General features: G+C 30.2%; 16 protein-coding genes and 1 tRNA gene. 8 read left to right on the top strand and 9 right to left on the bottom strand.

Annotation, left to right across the window (positions count from 1 at the left end):
- The first annotated feature begins 8 nt into the window (after positions 1 to 8).
- Positions 9 to 365: a dihydroneopterin aldolase gene (folB, locus tag H527_RS0119805; protein WP_027414248.1), complete on the top strand. Its 357-nt coding sequence runs from the start codon at positions 9 to 11 to the stop codon at positions 363 to 365.
- Positions 366 to 460: 95 nt separating this feature from the next.
- Positions 461 to 531, top strand: a tRNA-Cys gene (locus tag H527_RS0119800).
- Between the two features lie 35 nt (positions 532 to 566).
- Here H527_RS0119800 and H527_RS0119795 read toward each other — a convergent pair.
- From H527_RS0119795 to rnr, 3 genes are all read right to left on the bottom strand, one after another.
- Positions 567 to 1262 (bottom strand): LysE family translocator, encoded by a 696-nt coding sequence (locus tag H527_RS0119795; RefSeq protein ID WP_027414247.1) that lies wholly within the window; start codon positions 1260 to 1262, stop codon positions 567 to 569.
- 40 nt (positions 1263 to 1302) lie between these two features.
- Positions 1303 to 1977: a head GIN domain-containing protein gene (locus tag H527_RS0119790; protein WP_027414246.1), complete on the bottom strand. Its 675-nt coding sequence runs from the start codon at positions 1975 to 1977 to the stop codon at positions 1303 to 1305.
- Positions 1978 to 2125: 148 nt separating this feature from the next.
- Positions 2126 to 4324, bottom strand: coding sequence for a ribonuclease R (gene rnr, locus H527_RS0119785; protein ID WP_027414245.1), 2199 nt, complete (start codon positions 4322 to 4324; stop codon positions 2126 to 2128).
- A gap of 527 nt (positions 4325 to 4851) precedes the next feature.
- On the opposite strand from rnr, the gene H527_RS0119775 reads away from it, so the two are divergent.
- From H527_RS0119775 to H527_RS0119760, 4 genes are all read left to right on the top strand, one after another.
- On the top strand, positions 4852 to 5091 hold the full coding sequence (locus tag H527_RS0119775) for a hypothetical protein (RefSeq protein ID WP_027414244.1): 240 nt from the start codon (positions 4852 to 4854) through the stop codon (positions 5089 to 5091).
- Between the two features lie 560 nt (positions 5092 to 5651).
- On the top strand, positions 5652 to 6086 hold the full coding sequence (rpiB, locus tag H527_RS0119770; protein ID WP_027414243.1) for a ribose 5-phosphate isomerase B: 435 nt from the start codon (positions 5652 to 5654) through the stop codon (positions 6084 to 6086).
- 3 nt (positions 6087 to 6089) lie between these two features.
- Positions 6090 to 7004 carry a cation diffusion facilitator family transporter gene (locus H527_RS0119765; protein WP_027414242.1) on the top strand — a complete coding sequence of 305 codons (915 nt, stop codon included), beginning with the start codon at positions 6090 to 6092 and terminating at the stop codon, positions 7002 to 7004.
- Positions 7005 to 7010: 6 nt separating this feature from the next.
- Positions 7011 to 7457: a GNAT family N-acetyltransferase gene (locus tag H527_RS0119760; RefSeq protein ID WP_229809264.1), complete on the top strand. Its 447-nt coding sequence runs from the start codon at positions 7011 to 7013 to the stop codon at positions 7455 to 7457.
- Between the two features lie 34 nt (positions 7458 to 7491).
- On the opposite strand, the gene H527_RS0119755 is transcribed toward H527_RS0119760, so the two are convergent.
- From H527_RS0119755 to H527_RS0119735, 5 genes are all read right to left on the bottom strand, one after another.
- Positions 7492 to 9114, bottom strand: coding sequence for a S41 family peptidase (locus H527_RS0119755; RefSeq protein WP_027414240.1), 1623 nt, complete (start codon positions 9112 to 9114; stop codon positions 7492 to 7494).
- Positions 9115 to 9119: 5 nt separating this feature from the next.
- The gene (gene rnpA / locus H527_RS0119750; protein ID WP_035089288.1) at positions 9120 to 9497 is read right to left on the bottom strand and encodes a ribonuclease P protein component; all 378 of its coding nucleotides are present in this window, start codon (positions 9495 to 9497) and stop codon (positions 9120 to 9122) included.
- A gap of 130 nt (positions 9498 to 9627) precedes the next feature.
- Positions 9628 to 11460 carry a M1 family metallopeptidase gene (locus H527_RS0119745; protein ID WP_027414238.1) on the bottom strand — a complete coding sequence of 611 codons (1833 nt, stop codon included), beginning with the start codon at positions 11458 to 11460 and terminating at the stop codon, positions 9628 to 9630.
- A 7-nt stretch (positions 11461 to 11467) separates the two neighbouring features.
- Positions 11468 to 13174: a S8 family peptidase gene (locus H527_RS0119740; RefSeq protein WP_229809265.1), complete on the bottom strand. Its 1707-nt coding sequence runs from the start codon at positions 13172 to 13174 to the stop codon at positions 11468 to 11470.
- A complete protein-coding gene (locus H527_RS0119735; RefSeq protein WP_027414236.1) occupies positions 13158 to 14018 on the bottom strand; it encodes an MBL fold metallo-hydrolase in 861 nt (286 codons plus the stop codon). The genes H527_RS0119740 and H527_RS0119735 overlap by 17 nt, the downstream gene beginning before the upstream one ends.
- A 441-nt stretch (positions 14019 to 14459) precedes the next feature.
- Here H527_RS0119735 and H527_RS0119730 point away from each other — a divergent pair, with 441 nt between their 5' ends.
- Both H527_RS0119730 and H527_RS0119725 read left to right on the top strand, forming a co-directional pair.
- A complete protein-coding gene (locus H527_RS0119730; protein WP_027414235.1) occupies positions 14460 to 16298 on the top strand; it encodes a cation:proton antiporter in 1839 nt (612 codons plus the stop codon).
- Positions 16299 to 16430: 132 nt separating this feature from the next.
- Positions 16431 to 16862 (top strand): hypothetical protein, encoded by a 432-nt coding sequence (locus H527_RS0119725; protein ID WP_027414234.1) that lies wholly within the window; start codon positions 16431 to 16433, stop codon positions 16860 to 16862.
- 450 nt (positions 16863 to 17312) lie between these two features.
- On the opposite strand, the gene H527_RS22800 is transcribed toward H527_RS0119725, so the two are convergent.
- Positions 17313 to 20168 carry a VPS10 domain-containing protein gene (locus H527_RS22800; protein ID WP_035089254.1) on the bottom strand — a complete coding sequence of 952 codons (2856 nt, stop codon included), beginning with the start codon at positions 20166 to 20168 and terminating at the stop codon, positions 17313 to 17315.
- Between the last annotated feature and the right edge of the window lie 251 nt (positions 20169 to 20419).

The raw sequence follows: 20419 nt of genomic DNA, 5'->3' as shown, positions 1-20419 counted from the left end.
AAAAATTTGTGGGAGTAATAAAGTTAAAAAATATTAAGGTTTATGCGTATCACGGATGCCTTATTGAAGAAAAAAAAATAGGATCTGACTATAGAATTGATCTAAAAATAATGGCTGATTTATCTAACTCTGCTGTTTCTGATCGATTAATAGATACCGTTGATTACGTTCATCTTAATCGTATTGTAAAGGAAGAAATGGCTATTAGATCTAAATTATTAGAACATGCTGCAGAAAGAATTTTGGTACGAATATTAAAAGAAATATCATTAGTAGAAAAAGTAACTGTAAATGTTTCTAAAATTAACCCTCCTATTGGTGGAAATGTAGAAATGGTGACTATTAAAAAAAGTAAAAACAGATAATTTTATAATTTAATACGTTCTTAATCGTCTTTTAACGTGAAATCTTTTAGAAGTAAGCATAAATTTATTTACATTTGCCATCCAATCAAAAATTGGGTGTCGTGGCCGAGTGGCTAGGCAGTGGTCTGCAACACCATCTACAGCGGTTCGAATCCGCTCGACACCTCAAAAAATCCCATACATATTGTTGTATGGGATTTTTTATTTGAATCCAGATTCTGGAGTTATTTTTTCAATCTCATTTTGTATTCGTTTTTCCATAGTATCTGGAAGAACACCTTTTAGGATAAGAAATATACCGAATACAACCATAATAATGCTAATAACTCTTTTAATAAGATATATTCGTTTTGGAGTCAACTTTGTTTTCAATCGTTTTGCTAACAGCATTTTAAATAAGTCTATAAATAAGTAAGTGCCCAAAACCATAATAAAAAAGTAGAGTATTCTACTAGTATCCATATTTAACTGTGGACCTATAACTATAATGATACTTAACCAGAATCCTAAAACGCCTATATTTATAAAATTAAGTAAAAATCCTTTTATAAAAAGCATTGCGTAATTATGCTTATTAATAATCTCGACAGAAGTATCTCTAAGTTTATTATAATTTTTTCTTTCTTGAATAAAAGAAATAACGCCATAGGTAGATAATAATACTCCTCCAAAAATAAATAATGCGGGATCGTCTTTTATTTTCTCTAAAATCTGATTGGTACTAAAATAGGCAATAAAAATAAATACTATATCTGCAAAAATAACTCCAAAATCTACAGCTAAAGCTGCTCTAAATCCTTTTATTGCTGCTGTTTCTAAGAGTACAAAAAAAACAGGACCTATTAAAAAAGCTAATAAAAAACCTAATGGTATAGCTGCATGAGCATCTTGAAACATAGTATTTATAAACGTATTTACTACAAAGTTAAAAAACTAACTAGTTAACTTCAATAATTTTTCCTCCGAATAGTTTTTGAGAGTCTATTTCTTTTGGTTTTCCATAGATTTTTATGGTTCCTCCTGCATTAGTATTTGCTTTTACATATTTACTAGCATTTACATTTGCTCTTCCGCCTGCACTTATTTTTACTTGTGTAGTCTCTGTTTTAAGATCTTTAGATATAAATTGACCACCAGCTTTAACAGTAACTTCTTGTTCTTTTACTTTTCCATCTAAAATTAATCCACCTCCTGTTATTGCTTTTGCTATCAATTTATCACTTTCGATAGTTCCTTTTATTTCTCCACCTTCTTGGGCTCTAAGATCCAGATCAGAATATTTTAATGTTCCTTTTATAGTAACACTTGCTCCTTCATTTACATCAATTTTAGATAGTTCTTTGTAAAATACGGTAACATTTGTATTATTTTCATCCCAAGTATTATTTAATGACATTTTGATTTTTAAAACTTGATTTTTAATAACAATATCAATTTTTTCTTTTTTAATACCCGAAATTTCTATTTTATTTTCTTCTCCTTGAATTAAAATTACTTTTATTTTATCAAATACTTTTAACTCCTTAAAATCACTAACCTTTTTGGTTAAAATATTTTGTGCTTGTCCTTGTGCTATTACAAAAAACACAAAAAGAAATACTAATTTTTTCATCGCTAATTTTTTAAGATTAAAACTTTTTTTTATAATTAGTAATTTAAAAACTATACTTTAAGGATTCTTTAGAATCAACAACCTCAAAATAAGCTTTTAGGGATTAAATCCTCAATGAGGGTTTTAAATAAACGACATTAATTTTTAGTTATTCTATTTCTTCTTTACTTCCTAATAAGATAAAATCTAAATGTCTCTTTATAAGATCTGCGTTTTTTACTTTTACATATACTTCATCTCCTAATCGATAGGATTTTTTTGTTCGTTCGCCAATAATAGTATATTCATCCTGATCAAAAATATAGCGATCATCAGTCATATCTTTTAAACGAATCATACCTTCACATTTATTAGAGATAATTTCTACATAAATACCCCATTCAGTAACTCCTGAAATAACACCCAAAAATTGTTCATCCTCATGATCCTTCATAAATTTTATTTGCATATATTTTATAGAATCACGTTCTGCACTTGATGCCAGATTTTCCATACTGCTGCTATGCTTACATTTTTCTTCGTATTCTTCTTCTGCAACAGATTTTCCTTTATCTAAATAATGTTGTAACAAACGATGTGCCATAACATCTGGATATCTTCTAATTGGCGATGTAAAATGTGAATAGTAATCAAATGCTAAGCCATAATGCCCTATATTATGAGTAGTATATTCTGCCTTACTCATACTTCTAATAGCTAAGGTATCTACTAGATTTTGTTCTTTTTTACCTTGTACATCACTTAATAAGCTATTTAATGATTTGGTAGTTGTTTTACGATCTTTAAGATCTAATTTATATCCAAATCGACCAATAATATTTTGTAATGCTGCTAATTTTTCATCATTTGGTTCATCGTGAACACGATATACAAAAGTTTTCTTAGGGCTTTGCTTTCCTATAAATTCTGCGACCTTTTTATTAGCTAGTAACATAAACTCTTCAATAAGTTTATTAGCATCCTTAGAAGTCTTAAAAAACACTCCTACTGGTTCGTTATTATCATTTAGATGAAACTTTACTTCTACTTTATCAAATGAAATAGCTCCTTCGCCCATCCGTTTAGATCGCATAATTTTGGCTAACGCATCTAATTTAAGAATACCATCAGCTATTTTTTGATCTGCATTATATGTTTTTCCTGTAATCGATATTTCTGAGGGTATAGTAGTTTCTTTAGTTTCTATAATATGCTGTGCTTCTTCATAAGCAAATCTAGCATCAGAATATGTTACTGTTCTACCAAACCATTGATTTTTAATTTCTGCTTTATCATTAAGTTCAAATACTGCAGAAAATGTATATTTTTCTTCATTAGGTCTTAATGAGCACGCATTATTAGATAAAACTTCGGGTAACATAGGTACTACTCTATCTACTAAATATACCGATGTTGCTCTTTCATAAGCCTCGTCATCTAATATGGTACCTGGTTTAAGATAATGAGATACATCTGCAATATGGATTCCTATTTCGTAATTACCATTTTCTAATATTTCGAAAGATAATGCATCATCAAAATCCTTTGCATCTTTTGGATCTATTGTAAACGTAAGGGTTTTTCGCATATCCCTACGATTTTTGATTTCAGATTCCTGAATTGAAGTATCTAACGTATTTGCGTATTCTTCTACCTCTTTTGAAAACTCATATGGTAAACCATATTGTGCTAAAATAGAATGAATTTCTGTATTATGTTCTCCTGGTTTACCTAGTACTTTTATTACTTTTCCAAAGGGAGAATCTGCTTTTTCTGGCCAATCTTCTAGTTTTACTAATACTTTATCTCCGTCTTCTGCTTCTCCAATTTTATTTTTAGGAACAAAAATATCAGTATACATCTTACCATCGTTCATATTTACAAAGGCATAGTTTTTCTGAATTTCTATTACCCCTACAAATTCACTCTTTTTACGGGATATAATTTTAGATATTTCGCCTTCGCTTTTTCCTCTTCTTTTTCTACGATAAATATATACTTCTACTTCATCTCCATGTAATGCCTTATTCAAATTATTATTTGGTATAAAAACGTCTTCTTCAAGATCTTCTACAATTACATAACCAGTACCTTTAGATGTTATTTCTAAAAAACCAGTGTATGTATCGGTATTAGGTATAATTTTAAATTTTCCTCTCTCGACCTCTTCAATTTGTTTTTTTGCTGCAAGTTGTGTTAGTTTTTTTATAATTTGATTTCTGCTACTAGCATCATCTACTCCAAATTTTGCTGAAATCTGTTTATAATTAAAACTTTTATCAGAATCTGATTTTAATATTTTAAGTATTCCTTGGGTTATATTTTCAATTTTAGGCGACTTTTTTCCTCGTCTACTCTTTCTTTTCATTAATGTCTATTCTAGTTATTTAGGATAAAAGTACAGCTTATCTTTTAACATTTATAATTTTAACTTTAAACTTTTATTAATCTATATATTCCATAATCACCAAATTATTACAAAAAAATATCTATTAAATTTATACATGTTTTATTTTATTTTAAGTAAACACCTTATTTTTTCTTAAAATTTACTTAATTTTAATACACTAGAATTAGGTTTTATTCGTTTAGTATCTAATTAAATATGCATAAAATCAAAAAAATACATAAGATAATACTATTCTTTATACTCATATTTCTTTTGGGTATATATTCTTTTTCATTGTATATCAATAATACTATAGATCATAAAAATGAAACTATAGAAAATTCAGAAATAAATAATTCTATTAAAACGGATAGAGAAGCTACTCAAATCAACTAGTTTAGTTATTTCAAATTATCAAGCTTATTTTAATTTCTTATCTCTAGATTATTATACTTATTTTGTATATTGTAAGTAAACCTAGTATAATCAAGGTTTACTTTAATAAAATGAGAGATTTTATTACTATAACTACATATACTTACCCATTTGAATATGCTATATTAAAACTTCTGTTAGATCAAGAAGGAATTTCCTATTTCTTTGAGAATGAAACTATGGTAGGCGTTTTTCCTTTTTATTCAAACGCATTAGGAGGCATTAATCTTAAAGTTCATATAAAAGATAAAAATAAAGTTCTTCAGATCATAAAGGATCTAAATACTAATTCTCATCTAAGAATTGTATAATCTTACTATATCCTCTTATTTTAAATATAGTTTTAAACACTTATTATATATATCTTTTTCTTTTTTTAAAATTTAAAATTATTAATGATGATTATGATATAGTGTTAATAGCGGTATATCTTTTTTAAAATTTATTTGCTTTTTAAGTTTAAGTAAATTTTCAGAAACATATAAACAGGATATTAGTATTCTAATTGATTGATAATCTACTTAAATATTGATTTAATTAACAATTGTTAATAGCTAATAAACACATAAAATTCTTTATATAATTACGGTAAAACCATAGTTGATAACGTTAAATTAACATCTGAAAACTTCTCTAAAAAAAGAGGAGTTATAATTTTGATTTCTACTCATGATACTTGTATTCTAATAAATATTAAGACTACCAAAAAAACTTCCTCAATTTTAAGAACTACTTATCCACATCCTATGTTAACAGAAGAACCCTAGTTATTAACATTACCGTAATAATGGGTTAAATTATTGGTTTTTTGGAGTTTACTTTTTTAGATTAAATTATCTTTGTTTTTAAATAATAAAACGAACAAAAGAAAATGAAAATAGCTATTGGAAATGACCACGCAGGAACGGAATATAAAATTGAAGTTGCTGCTTATTTAGAATCCAAAGGAATTGAGGTGGTAAATTATGGTACTAATGAAAATAATAGTGTAGATTATCCTGATTTTGTACACCCTGTAGCAAAAGATGTAAATTCTAAAAAAGTTGATTTTGGAATTTTGATTTGTGGTAGTGGAAATGGAGTTGCTATGACTGCTAATAAATATCCTAATGTTCGTGCAGGATTATGTTGGACAAAAGAAATTACCGAGTTAACAAGACTACATAATGATGCTAATATTATATGTATTCCTGCTAGATTTACTTCATTACCTCAGGCTATTGAAATGGTAAAAACTTTTTTGGATACCAATTTTGAAGGAGGAAGACATTTAAATAGAGTTAATAAAATACCTATGTGTATTTAAAATATGGCTAAAAAAAGTGCGTGTAATCAACAATCAAACGATAAAATTACGAAAAGTAGTTTGTTATTTTCGATTTTATTAAATATTGGTATTACTGTTGCACAAATAATTGGTGGTTTGATTTCTGGCAGTCTTTCTTTGTTATCAGATGCCCTACATAATTTTAGTGATGTTCTTTCTTTAACAGTTAGCTTTTTCGCTAATCGACTTTCAAAAAAAGAAGCTTCTATCGAAAAAACTTTTGGTTTTAAAAGAGCAGAAATTATGGCCGCATTTATAAATTCTTTTTCATTAATAGTAATAGCTGTAATTCTTATAATAGAAGGGATAAAACGTTTTAAAACCCCACAACAAATAGACACAAGTGTTGTAATAGTCCTTTCTTTAATAGCAATTTTTGGTAATGGATTAAGTGTATTATTATTAAAGAAAGATAGTAAATTAAATATGAATATGAGGTCTGCATATTTACATCTTGTAACAGATTTAATGGCCTCTTTAGCAGTATTATTAGGTGGACTATTAATGAAGTTCTATAGTATATTTTGGATAGATAGTATATTAACTTTTATAATTGCAATTTATCTTATTATTATGGGATATGATCTTTTAAAAAAATCTTTTAAAATACTTATGTTATATACTCCTGATGATATAGAAGTAAAACAAATAGTAAGTATAGTTAATGAATTACCAAATGTTAAAAGTTTACATCACATACATATATGGCAACTTAATGAAGACGAGACTCATTTAGAGGCCCATATTGATTTTAATAGTAATATTAAGGTATCTGAATTTGGAGAAATACTTTATACTATAGAAGTCATTTTACAAGAAAAATTTAAAATCAATCATGTTACTCTGCAGCCAGAATACGAAAACAAGGATAATAAAGATATTATTGTACAAGATTAAACAAATATGGATATAAAGTTTGAAGTAAAGCGATTTGATGAATTATCTATAGCAGAATTGTATAAAATTTTGCGCTTGCGCGCAGAAATTTTTGTAGTAGAACAAGATTGTGTGTATCAAGATATGGATAACAAAGATCAAAAAGCACTTCATGTAATAGGAAATAAAAATGGTGAAATTATAACTTATACCAGAATATTTGATGGAGGAGATTACTTTGAAACTTCTAGTATAGGCAGAGTATTAGTAGCTAAAAAAGAAAGAAAATATGGATATGGTCATGATCTTATTAAACAAAGCATCAGTGCTATAGAAACTTATTTTAAAACAAAAAAAATAAAAATTTCTGCACAAACACATCTACAAAATTTTTATAAATCTCATGGTTTTATAAAAATTGGTGAAGAATATTTAGAAGATGGGATACCTCATATTGTTATGATAAAATCTTGAATAAGTAGAAATTTTCTACTTATTCAAGATTTTATCATTTTAAAATTGTTTCATACTTAGTTTTATTATTAAGTATTTCTTGACTTTTAGCCACTTCAGGGTTATGTTTTACATAATAATTATATAACCCCTCTCTATAGAAGTAACGTTTAATAATTTCATCTGTGAGTAAGTTAACAATTTCTGTTTTATAAGTTTCTAAAGCAGCTTGTTTAGAGGCGTTTATTGAAGCTATAAGCTTTGTATAGGTAGTTGATATATCTTTATCAAAATTTTCTTTTTTAGCTATTTCTAATGACTTTTTAAAGGATTTTTCAGTTGCAGTCTCAAAATTAAAATCACTTTGTTTTACAAAATTCTTAAAACTTTCATAATCATCATTACTAAAATTAAAATCACTGGCCTTTTTTAGTTGATGTGAATAGTAATATTTTGTTCCATATTCAAATATGGCATCAGATCTTAATAAAGCAGTAGTTATATTACTAAATTTGGATGTTTCTAATTCAATATCTGGTTGTATACCTCCACCGTCATATACTGTTCTTCCATTCTTTGTTTTAAAAGCTTTAAAGTCGTGTTGATCAATACGCACAGCATTATTATTTTTATCACGATTCCAGTAATCTAACGCTTGTATACACCTACCACTAGGAGTATAATATCTAGAAATAGTTATTTTTAATTGAGTACCATAGGTTAGTTTTTTTGGTCTTTGTACCAAACCTTTACCAAAGCTTCTTGCCCCTATTACAACCCCTCTGTCTAAATCCTGAATACTACCCGCAACAATTTCACTTGCTGAAGCACTTCTACCGTTTACCAAAACCACTAAAGGGATATCTGTATCTATAGGCGCTCTTTTTGTAAAATACTCTTTATTATATTTTTTTATAACCGATTTTGTGGTAGTGATCAATTCTCCTTTAGGAACAAAAATATTAGTAACATTTATAGCTTCGCTTAATAATCCTCCTGGATTTCCTCTTAAATCCAGAATAATTTTATCTGCACCTTTAGCTTTTAATTCTTTTAGAGCGTCAATGGTTTCACTAGAGGCTTTATTATTAAATTTAGAGAGTACAATATAGCCTGTATTGTCTTCTAATAATGTGTAAAAAGGAACAGCATCTACTTCTATTTCTTCTCTGGTAAGTATTGTCGTTTTTGTTTCTCCCTGTCTTTTAAAAGCAATATTAACTTTTGTTCCGCTGGCTCCTTTAAGAAGCTCTCCCGCATCTTCTTTAAAATCCGCTACTTTGATATCTCCAATCTGTATAATTTCATCTCCAGCCTTTAAACCAGCTTTATCTGCAGGATAATCTTTATAAGGTTCTACAATAACGATTTTATCTTTTATAGTCTTTACAGAAGCTCCAATTCCCGTATATTCTCCAGCATTACGTATTTTTGAAGCTTCAACATCTTGTTCATTCCAATATTTGGTATAAGGATCCAGATCATCTAACATGGCTTTTATAGCCGTATCCATTAACTCTGCTGGATTCGTCTCATCCACATAATTCATGTTTAATTCTTTAAACATGGTAGTAAAGATTTCGATCTGCTTAGCGATTTCAAAAAAGTCGGATTTAAAACTTACGGTAGATAACAAGATGGTAATAGCTATTACCGGATAGATAACTCTCTTCTTCATGGATATTATTTTGGTTCTATTTCCTTTGTAACAAATTTTTGTAAAACTCCTTCTATTTTAGATTCTATTAAAGAATATTCGGGTATTTCTTTACCTAAATACAAGAACATAAAAGCAAATTGATGTGTAGTATTGGCTACAATATACTTATTTTTTCTATAACTTTCACGCATTAAACGCTTTATAAAATTACGATCTACAGCTTTTTTAAAATTACGTTTGCTAACAGAAACCCCTGCTTTAATAGGTGTATTTTCTTTAAAATCTAGTTTTTTATATACTAATCGGATAGGGTATTTGGAAATAGATTTTCCATCAGAAAATAAAATATCTATTTCTTTTTTACTTTTTAATCTCTCTGTTTTATTAAAAGTAGCCTTCATTGGCATTATATATAATGATAAATGGTATTATTTATAATAGTTATATAAAAATACCTCACAGATTTATATAGCCTGTGAGGTATTTTATAAAATTTGATTTTATAAGATATATCCTCTGGGATATTACATTTTATTCTGAAAACATATTATTACTAGGATTGATATCTGCCATAGTATGAGTGATATCTATTTCAATTGTTTTTATTTCTGATTTTGGTTTAGAAAGCTCTAAGGTATATGTAGGATTTGCCCAAGCCCAATCTGATAAAACAGTTCTTTTCATAGATGGTATAGGATTATCTTTTTCTCCTCGCATTATTCTTAAAGGAATATAAAATGATTCTATTGTACTATCTTTATATTCTACATATAGGTCTATAGGCATAGGTATTAATCCTATTCGTTCTAAAATAATTTTGGTACTATTATTAGTAGTGCTTATTACCTCTTTTACACCGTAATCTATCGTATTTGTTGTTTGTGTCCAGTTGGTTAAATACCAATCTAATTGCATTTTTGAAACTTTTTCTGCAACTCTTTTAAAATCGTTAGGAGTAGGGTGTTTAAATTTCCACTCCTCAAAATATCTTTTAATTGTTTTTTGAAGATTATCTTCTCCGATAATATATCCTAATTGCGAAAGAAAAACAGCTCCTTTAGAATATGCAGAAGCTCCATAAGCAACGTTATGTGAATAATGATCTGCTTGTGTGGTTTGTGGTTGTTCTATACCTGAAATTGCCAATTGATAATAGCCTTTATAGACCCCTCTTAGAGAATTAGGATTATTTTGTTTCATTACCTCATTCATAGCTAAGGTAGAAACATAGCTAGTAAACCCCTCGTCCATCCATTCATGTTTGGCCTCATTAGTTGCCAAAATTTGTTGAAACCAAGAATGTGCCAGTTCGTGTGCAGTAACACCAACCAAACTTTCAAAACTTCTTTCTCCAGTAATTAAAGTGCACATAGCATATTCCATTCCTCCATCACCCCCTTGTAATACAGAATATTGATCGTAAGGGTATTTTCCTATATTTTCGCTAAAATATTGTACCAATTCTGCTGTTTTAGGCTGTAAATCTTTCCAATTATCGATAATATCTTTATTATTTTTATATAAAAAATGTAGAGTAGGACCATTAGGAATCTTTAAAACATCGTGTACATAATCAGGATCTGCAGTCCATGCAAAATCATGTACCATTGGAGCTTTAAAATGCCAAGAAAGTTTTTTTCCTTTTTTAGTTACTTTAGTACCCGGTTTTTCATATCCATATCCTATTTCTTGTGGGTTTTGTAAATACCCTGTACCTCCCAAAATATAATTTTTATCAATAGTTATAGTAACATCAAAATTACCCCATACTCCATGAAACTCTCTTGCTATATATGGATCTGCATGCCAGCCTTCAAAATCATATTCTGCCATTTTAGGAAACCACTGTGTCATAGACAAAGCAACACCTTCTTTACTATTTCTACCAGAACGACGTATTTGTGTAGGTATCTGACCATTAAAATTCATAGAAAAATTCACTTTCTCACCTGGAGCGATAGGAGTATGTAACTCTACCTCTAGTACTGTTCCCGAAGTTTTATAGAGTACTCGTTTACCATTTTGTTCTAGAGAAGAGACTTTTAAATATCCAATTTCTTCAGGTGTAAGTTTACTTATTCTATCCCCTACTCTTGGATCAGGATCAGGAAGGTTAATAGAACGAACATCCATTTCACTTCCTGGTTGAAATGCATTAAAATACAAATGATAAAATACTTGATATAGAGTATCTGGAGAATTATTAGAATATACTAATTCTTGAGTTCCTTCATATTGAAATTTCTCAACATCCATGTCCACCTTCATGGTATAATCTACTTGTTGTTGCCAATAAGAGGTGTTATTTTGTGCCGGAGCATAAAAGATTCCGACAAGAAAAACAAAAACAATTTTTTTAAGCATATTGCAATTATTTAGATAATTTGTCTGCCATAATAAAGGCATTATATAGATTTACTATTTTACCAGATTTAGACAATTCAGAAAAACTTCCTACGTTTGTTTGTTCTCCTCCAATAACTACAGAGGTCTTAGTACCTAAACCACTATCCATAAGTATTTGTTTTACTTGTGCTGCTTTTAATTTTGGATAGTAAGATCTAATTAATGCAGCAACACCAGCAACACCCGGTGCAGCCATAGAGGTTCCTTGTAAGTATTCGTATGAATTGTTTGGTGTTGTAGCCCATATTTTAACTCCTGGAGCAAATGCATCTACATTATTTTTTCCATAATTAGAAAAATCAGCAACCAGATTAGATCCATACGTATAATTTAAAGCCCCAATAGTTATAAAATTGTTTGCTATTTCATTACCATTATTGGGTTGATCATTAGGATAAACTGCTTTTTGATCTAAATCTGTACTTTCATTTCCTGCTGCGTTTACTATTAATACATCTTTTGATTCAGCATAGATTATAGCATCTCTAACCCAATCAGGATGTGTACTGTAGTATTTTCCAAAACTAGTATTAATTACTTTGGCTCCATTATCTACTGCATATCGTAATGCAAGAGCAATATCTTTGTCATATTCATCTCCATTAGGAACAGCTCTAATAGCCATTATTTTCACATTTTGAGCCACGCCATTCATTCCTTTTCCATTATTTCTTTCTGCTGCAATAATACCAGCAACATGTGTACCGTGTTTGATTCCTTTTTTCTTAGGATCTGGCCCCATAACGTTGTTATTGCCATATTTTGTATCTGTAATATCATCTACATTATCACCAACAACTTGTCTACCATCAAATTCAATATTTAAGTTATAGTTTAATTGTTCTGTAAAATGTTCTACTCCTTCTTTAATATTTTTTATAAAATCAGGAATTGTATCTTCTGGATCCATAAACCCAAACATTTGTGCTAAAAATGCTACATGCTGTTGCATTTCTGGGGTTTTTGCCTCTATATTTAAAAGCTCTTTACGAGAATAATTTTCTTTTCCTATTACTTCTGCAACAGATTGATGGGATACTTCGGATTGTTGAAGAATTTGTTCATACTGCATTTTTTGTCCAGAAGCTTCTTGATATTTTTTTTCGTATTCAGCTTTAGCTTCAATATACAATTGGTACTCTTCCTGATCCGTTTTGGCAACAGATGCAAGATTTTTACCTGCATATTTTGGTTTCAGTTTTTTAACAACCCTTACAAATTCCAGGTTTTCATTTTCAGAATCTCCTAAAAAATTCCAGCCATGTATATCATCAATGTATCCATTATTATCATCGTCTTTACCGTTTCCTTTAATTTCTTTTGGGTTGGTCCAAATTACACCATTAAGGTCTTCATGTTCAATATCTACACCACTATCTATAACACCAACAATAATTGTTTGGCCTTTTCTGTTTTTAATAATATCTGTGTAGGTTTTATTTATACTCATTCCTGGTATCGTATCAGACACCAAATCAAGAGATCCCCAACTTTTTAGTTGGCTATCTGTTAGATCTATATTTTTTAAAGAAATTGCATCTATATTCTGTATAGGCGTAGAAACAACAGTTGGTGCTCCACAGCTTACTATAAGTATTGAAGAGGCAATTGCAGCAATAATTTTATTAGATTTGGGAATCATTGGATTTTTTTGTTTAATTAAATATTTCATGACTGGTAAAAACTTCTTTAAGGCGAACACCTTTTTCAGTATGTTGTACGGTTATTATTTCATTATGTGCATCATGTTCCAGAAACAAGTACCAACCATTTGTTGCTGCTTTTTCAAGAAACAGTTTTTTTTCATCTAAAGTTAATAACGGTCTTGTATCATAACCCATTACATATGGCAAAGGTACATGACCAGCTGTAGGCAGTAGGTCTGCCATAAAAACAATAGTTTTTTCTTTATATTCGATATGCGGAATCATTTGTTTTTCGGTATGCCCATTAGCAAATAGTACACCAAAACCTAATTCAGAATTTTTTTGAAATGTTTTATGTGTTCTGGAAATAAAATGCAAATGTCCACTTTCCTGAATAGGCATTATATTTTCTTTCAAAAAAGATGCCTTTTCCCGATCATTAGGCTCTATTGCCCATTGCCAGTGTTCTTCATTACTCCATATTTTAGCATTTTTAAACGCTAATTCATAACCAGTTTTGTTTGCGTTTCGTTGTACTACTCCACCACAATGATCAAAATGAAGATGGGTAACAAAAACATCGGTAATATCATCTCTATGAAACCCGTTTTTTTGTAAAGAAGCATCTAAGCTATCGTTTCCCCAAAGAGAATAATAACTAAAAAATTTTTCAGATTGTTTATCTCCCATTCCAGAATCGATAAGTAGTAACCTATCCCCGTTTTCTATAAGCAAACATCTTGCCGCAATATCAATTTGATTATTGGCATCTGCAGGGTTTGTTTTGTTCCATAATACTTTTGGAACAACCCCAAACATGGCACCCCCATCTAGTTTAAAATTTCCTGCATTTATAGGATATAAATTCATTTTTTGCTATTTGTTTGATTATCGTTTCTTGGATATAAATTTCCATATTTTTAGGTAGGTATATTTAGATCAAGAGATATTTTATTTTATAAAAAATAGACCAAATACTATTTTATTTATACATACTCTGATTGCTTTAATTTTATAAATACTTAAAAATCTTTGCAAAATAGAAAAAAAGGAAGGGATCAAGATTTAATTTTTGTACTTTTTAACAATATTTGATCATATTGTATGCTCGAAACTATTTTTTTTAATCAAGTTTCATAATCTAACAAGAGTTTTAATCCATATTGTGGAGTTTTATTCTCCAAGGTTATTGGTTTTAAAAGCGGCAGAATATAATCTTATTTTTTTTTTGAAACTTTAAAGCAATCCTAACTTCTGTAATGTTCCAAAAAATCCCGATATTTCCTGCATATTTTTTAATGAACATGAATTATGGTAGAACTTGCAGGAATAATAATACTTGGAATTTTGGCACAATGGGTCGCTTGGAAATTTAAAATCCCTGCAATTTTACCATTGATTTTGATAGGACTCCTTGTTGGTCCTTTTGCAACTTTTTTTACAAGCGATGGTACCAAGTTAATACAACCTATTTGGAATGGAGAAAAAGGGTTATTTCCAGGAGAAAGCCTTTTTTATTTTGTTTCCTTAGCAATAAGCATTATCCTTTTTGAAGGCGGTCTTACATTAAGAAGAAGTGAAATACTAAATGTAGGCCCTGTGATTCTAAAATTAATCACAATAGCGGTAATTATTACATTTTTTGGAGCAGGACTTGCCGCTCATTTTATTTTTGGGTTAAGTTGGTCCATTTCTTTTTTGTTTTCTTCTTTAATCATAGTTACTGGCCCTACAGTTATAACACCAATTTTAAGAAATATACCGCTTAAAAAAGATATTTCGGCAGTATTAAAGTGGGAAGGTATTTTAATAGACCCTATTGGCGCACTTGTAGCCGTTTTAGTTTTCGAATTTATCAGGGCAGGAGGAGGCGAAGAGTTTACATCAACCGCTTTGATAGAGTTTGCAAAAATAGTAATAGTAGGTTTTACTTTTGGTTTTACTTTTGCTCATGCACTCGCTTTTTCATTAAAAAATAAAATTATCCCTCACTATCTTCTTAATGTAGTAACTCTGGCAACAGTATTAGGAGTTTTTGTGATATCAGATATTTTTGCACACGAATCTGGATTACTATCTGTAGTTATTATGGGTATGGTTTTAGGCAACATTAACCTTCCATATATTGACGAAATATTATATTTTAAAGAATCTTTAAGCGTCCTTTTGATCTCTATACTGTTTATTCTATTATCTGCAAATATTAATATTGAAGATTTACAATTAATATACAATTGGCAAGCAGCTTTACTTTTTATTATTGTTGTATTTGTAGTTCGACCACTAGGCGTATTTCTTAGTTCTATAAACTCTGGATTAAAAATAAACGAAAAACTTTTTATAAGCTGGGTAGGCCCTAGAGGTATTGTAGCAGCAGGTATAGCATCTTTATTTGGGCTAAAACTATATAAAGAAGGAATTCCAGGAGCAGAGTATATTACCCCATTAGTATTTATGATTGTATTAGGTACTGTTTTACTTAATGCTACTACAGCACGTATTTTTGCTAAGGTAGTAGGTGTATTTCTTAAAAAATCAGAAGGGATTTTAATTATCGGAGCTTCCAAAATCTCTAGATTAATAGGAGTTTATCTCAAAAAAAATAACAGGCACGTGGTACTTGTAGATAGCAATAAAAACAATGTTAATAAAGCAAAAGAACTAGGTTTAGAAGCTATAGAAAGTAATATCTATGGTAATAAATTAGGAGATAATATCGAATTAAATAATGTTGGATACCTAATGGCACTTACAGCAAATAGTGATATTAACAAGTATGCTATAGATAAATTTAAAAAACAATTTGGAGAATTTGGATCTTTTAGGTTAATAACATCAGAAGAAATGAAAGACCACAATAACAGTCCCGAAGAAGGATTGTTCTCGCAAACAGATGATTATTATAAACTTATAGATCTTGCAGAAAGATATCCAGGGATACAAGAAATTTTAATACAAGATAAAAATCATTATAAAACCATAATGGATCACCTTAATAAAACAGATAAAGACTTTATTCCTTTATTTATAAAAGATGCAGATAAAAATATTAGAATAATACTATCTAATAATAAAGAAATGGAAGATATCGAAGAAAGTAGTTTTTTAGCATATATAGGTAAACCTATAGATATCGAAGAAGTAAAATAAATATATTTATAAACACTTATTAGTCAAATCCAAAATATACAGTTTTGTAATGCCTGCCTAATATTACTAATTTATATAATCCGGTTAATTTTCTTACTTTTGAATTTCCTTAACCGAAAACAGGTACCCAATATGAAAAAACTTATGTATGTTGCTGTTTACATCCTTGCCCTGGGATTTTATGCATGTGGTAGTGATAATGATGATGAATTTGATTGTTCTGCAGGAACAGTCGCGATAGCAGAAACAGGAAATAAATATAGAGAAAACAGTTCTACGGATAATTGCGAGGCATATAAGACCGCAATGGAAGGGTATTTAAACAATAGTTGTACAGAAGATAAAGAATTAATAAAAATATACCTATCACAATTAGAACTATTAGGAGATTGTACTATTGCAGGTAAAAAATGCTTGTTATGCAAAAATGGTGAACAAAAAACTTTTATTTGTAGAGGAGAAAACGGAAATGCATTTATACAAGAAAGTAATAATGGAGAAATTACTCTACGAGATACAGGAGTTACTTTTGATAAATATGTAGAACTCTCTAATTGTGAATGATTAAAAATATATAAAGCAAAAAGACTGTCTGAAAAGGCAGTCTTTTTTATTATACCAAAACACCTCTATCTTAAACCCCACAATGTGGATTAAACCCTCTGATGCCAATACAGTAGGATTATTTTGTTTCTAGTCACTAATTGTTTCGCAAAGCCAGGAGACTTTGCGAAGCAAAACTAAAACCTATTGTATTATATCGTAGCACTACTATTTTTATCCTCCTGTATCAGGAGTATTTATTAACCTCAGTTCGACCTAAGCTAAAATATTTAAAAAAGCGTCAATTCGTTATTTTTTAGAATGATCTCCCAACTTTACTCGAGATAACATGAAAAAAATTGTACTTCAATAAAAGCTCAGCAGAACTATCTAGAATAGTTTTTTTAGATAAAAAATCATTATTCTAGACACAATCTTGCTGCCTGTACTTAGCGTAGTCGAACTACCAAATCACTCCACGATAAAAGGCACTTTTTTAGTACTCTTACCTTTACTAATTACCACCACATAGTTATCTATAGGCAGATAGTACTTTCCATTTTTTCTTTTCAATATTTCTTCATCCGGATACTCTTTTTCGAGAATATTTTTTCCTTGTTCTGCTATAGTAAGATCATACGACACATAGTTCATTCCTTTGTCTGCCTTTGTAGCAAATTCTTTAATAACAGCACCCTCTTTTGTAGTTATCTGTATAGAAACATCTCCAGAAGTACCTGCATAAAAGGTAATGGCTGTCGATGGCTCTTTGGTCTCAAACCAAGCACTCCAGGAAACACCCCATTGGTCAGACCATTGTATTGCTGGTATCTCAAAAACATGAAGAGGTTTGTTTAAAATAGCAGCATCCAGCAATTGTATTGCTGCTATATTAGTTTTATAAATACTCCTACCGTGAGTACCTAATAATAAATCCTTAGCTTCTGGTTGGATTACTATATCATGTACTGCTACATTAGGTAATCCTTTAGAAAAAACCTGCCATGTGGTTCCTTTATCCAAGGATACATAAGCACCATTATCGGTACCCAAATACAATACATTTTCATTATCAAGATCTTCTTTGATAACATTTATTGCAGATATTGGCAGGGTACTCCCTATATTTTTCCAGTTTTGCCCATAATCTTCGCTCACATATACATACGGAGTAAAATTATCCCATCGGTAACCGTTTAAGGTAACATATACCCTTTCCTTTTTGTGCGAAGATGCAATTACTCTGGATACCCATAAATCTTTAGGAAAAGAACCCGAAATCTTGCTCCAGCTCCCGCCAGAGTTTTTGGTTACATATACCAATCCATCATCACTACCTGTATATATAAGTCCAAACTGAAATACAGACTCGGATATAGTACTTAATGTACCATATGCTACATTTCCTTTTTTACCACCATTGGTTAAGTCATTTGATATAGCAATCCAATCATCGCCCTGATTCATAGATCGCATTACTTTGTTACCGCCTAAATACAAAATATCCTGATTGTGATAAGATAGTAAAATTGGTGTTTGCCAATTAAATCGATAAGGGGATTCGCCCAACTCATGCTTTGGCTGAATGTATACTTGCTTGTTTTTTGAACGATTGATTCTAAAATAATTACCAAACTGAAATCCCGTATATACAATATTAGCATTTCGATTATCTATTTGTACCTGCATACCATCTCCACCCATGATACTCTCCCAGGGGTACTGCCCTGTTTGATGCCACGAATCGTCTTGCGGTGCATTATGCGCTCCTACCCAAACGCCATTGTCCTGTAATCCACCATATACATTATATGGTTTTTTATGATCTATATTTATAGCATAAAACTGCCCAACACTAGGTTGATTTGCCTTTATCCAGTTTTTACCATCATCATACGAAATATTTAATCCCCCATCATTACCGTTTACCAAATGCTTTGGGTTTTTTGGGTTAATCCATAAGGAGTGATGATCGGCATGTACATTGTTACCGTTAATACTTACAAATGTTTTTCCTGCATCTTTAGATTTTAAAATCGGTACTCCAGATATGTATATATGATCTTTATCGGCAGGACTTACTTGTATTTGGGCAAAGTAATATCCATAACTATAGAATACATCTTCGATATATCCAGTATGGGTTTTTTGCCAGGATGTTCCTCCATCGTTGCTTCGATATACTTCTGCTCCTATAACCGGAGTGTCCAAAAACACAGCATTGGCATCTTCAAGATATTTGGCAAGGTCTATTGGTTTTACCCTACCACCACGAACCAATTGTTTCATATTATCTGCGCGATATTTTTCTTGAAAACCATTTACTTTTAAAAATGCATTAAGCTTTTTGTCTTCTAGCTTTAAAAACGCTTCTACAGACATGGTTTTAAAATCTTTTTTGGCTAAACCATTAGATTCCTTTTTTGTGTCTTTTTCTTTTCTTCTAAATTGATTATCATGTACTGCATATAGGGTGTTTTCATCAAAAACAGCAAGGCCAATTCTTCCTACTCCATCCCCAGTAGGAAAACCACTACTATCAATAGATATTTTGTTCCATGTATTTCCAGCATCCATACTTTTATAAATTCCTGACCCAGATCCGCTCCCTTCAAAATTCCATGCTTTTCTATCTTTATCCCAAGCAGCAGCATACATAACATTAAAATTATTTGGTGCAAATGCTACATCTATGATCCCAGTTTGGTTATCAATAAACAATGTTTTGGACCAAGTTGCTCCTCCATCTGTAGTTTTATATATACCTCGTTCTTCGTTAGAGGAATATAAATGCCCGGTTACTCCCACAACTACCTCCTCTTTATTATTAGGATTAATAATGATTCGACCTATATGGTGTGCATCTGGTAATCCAACATTTTTCCATGTCTTACCACTATCTGTAGATTTTAGAATCCCTGTACCTGCATAAGAGGATCTAGAGGAGTTATTCTCACCAGTTCCTACCCAAAGGATGTTGTTTTTCCAATCTACAGCAATATCCCCAACGTTAATAGTTTCTGCCGAATCGAGTACTGGTTCAAAAGTAGTTCCGTTATTCGTGGTGTGCCATAATCCCCCTGTAGCATATCCCACATAAAACTCTGTAGTATTATCAGGATTTACATCTGCATCGACTACACGACCACTCATTACGGTAGGTCCAATGTTATCAAATGGTACATTTTTTACCAACGAAGAGGCTTCCATTTGTTTTTTATGCAATAAACCTTGTACAACCTCATCTGCATTAGTAGCAGGAGGATGCTGAGAAAAAATAAAAGTAGAATACAGTACTAATACTAGAAAGGAAGTATCAATTTTCATTTTTGATGGTATTTAACGTCATAATAATGAACCATAATTTAAAGAAGTATGGCAAATTATATTGGGCTTTTTAAAATAATAAAATTGGATGAATGTAGATATTGTTATAACAAACTCCAAAATTTTTAGATATTGTTTAACAATACATCCTTTTAGCTTTAGTATTTTTGGGCAGAATTACTGTTTTTAACCTATTTTAAGGTACAACAGGTATCTATAGTTTTATAAATCAATACTCTCGAGACAAGCTG

The organism is Aquimarina muelleri DSM 19832, assembly GCF_000430665.1.
In the GTDB taxonomy this organism is placed as follows: domain Bacteria; phylum Bacteroidota; class Bacteroidia; order Flavobacteriales; family Flavobacteriaceae; genus Aquimarina; species Aquimarina muelleri.
Note: the sequence above shows the minus strand (reverse complement) of the source record. Positions and strands in the feature narration are given on the sequence as shown.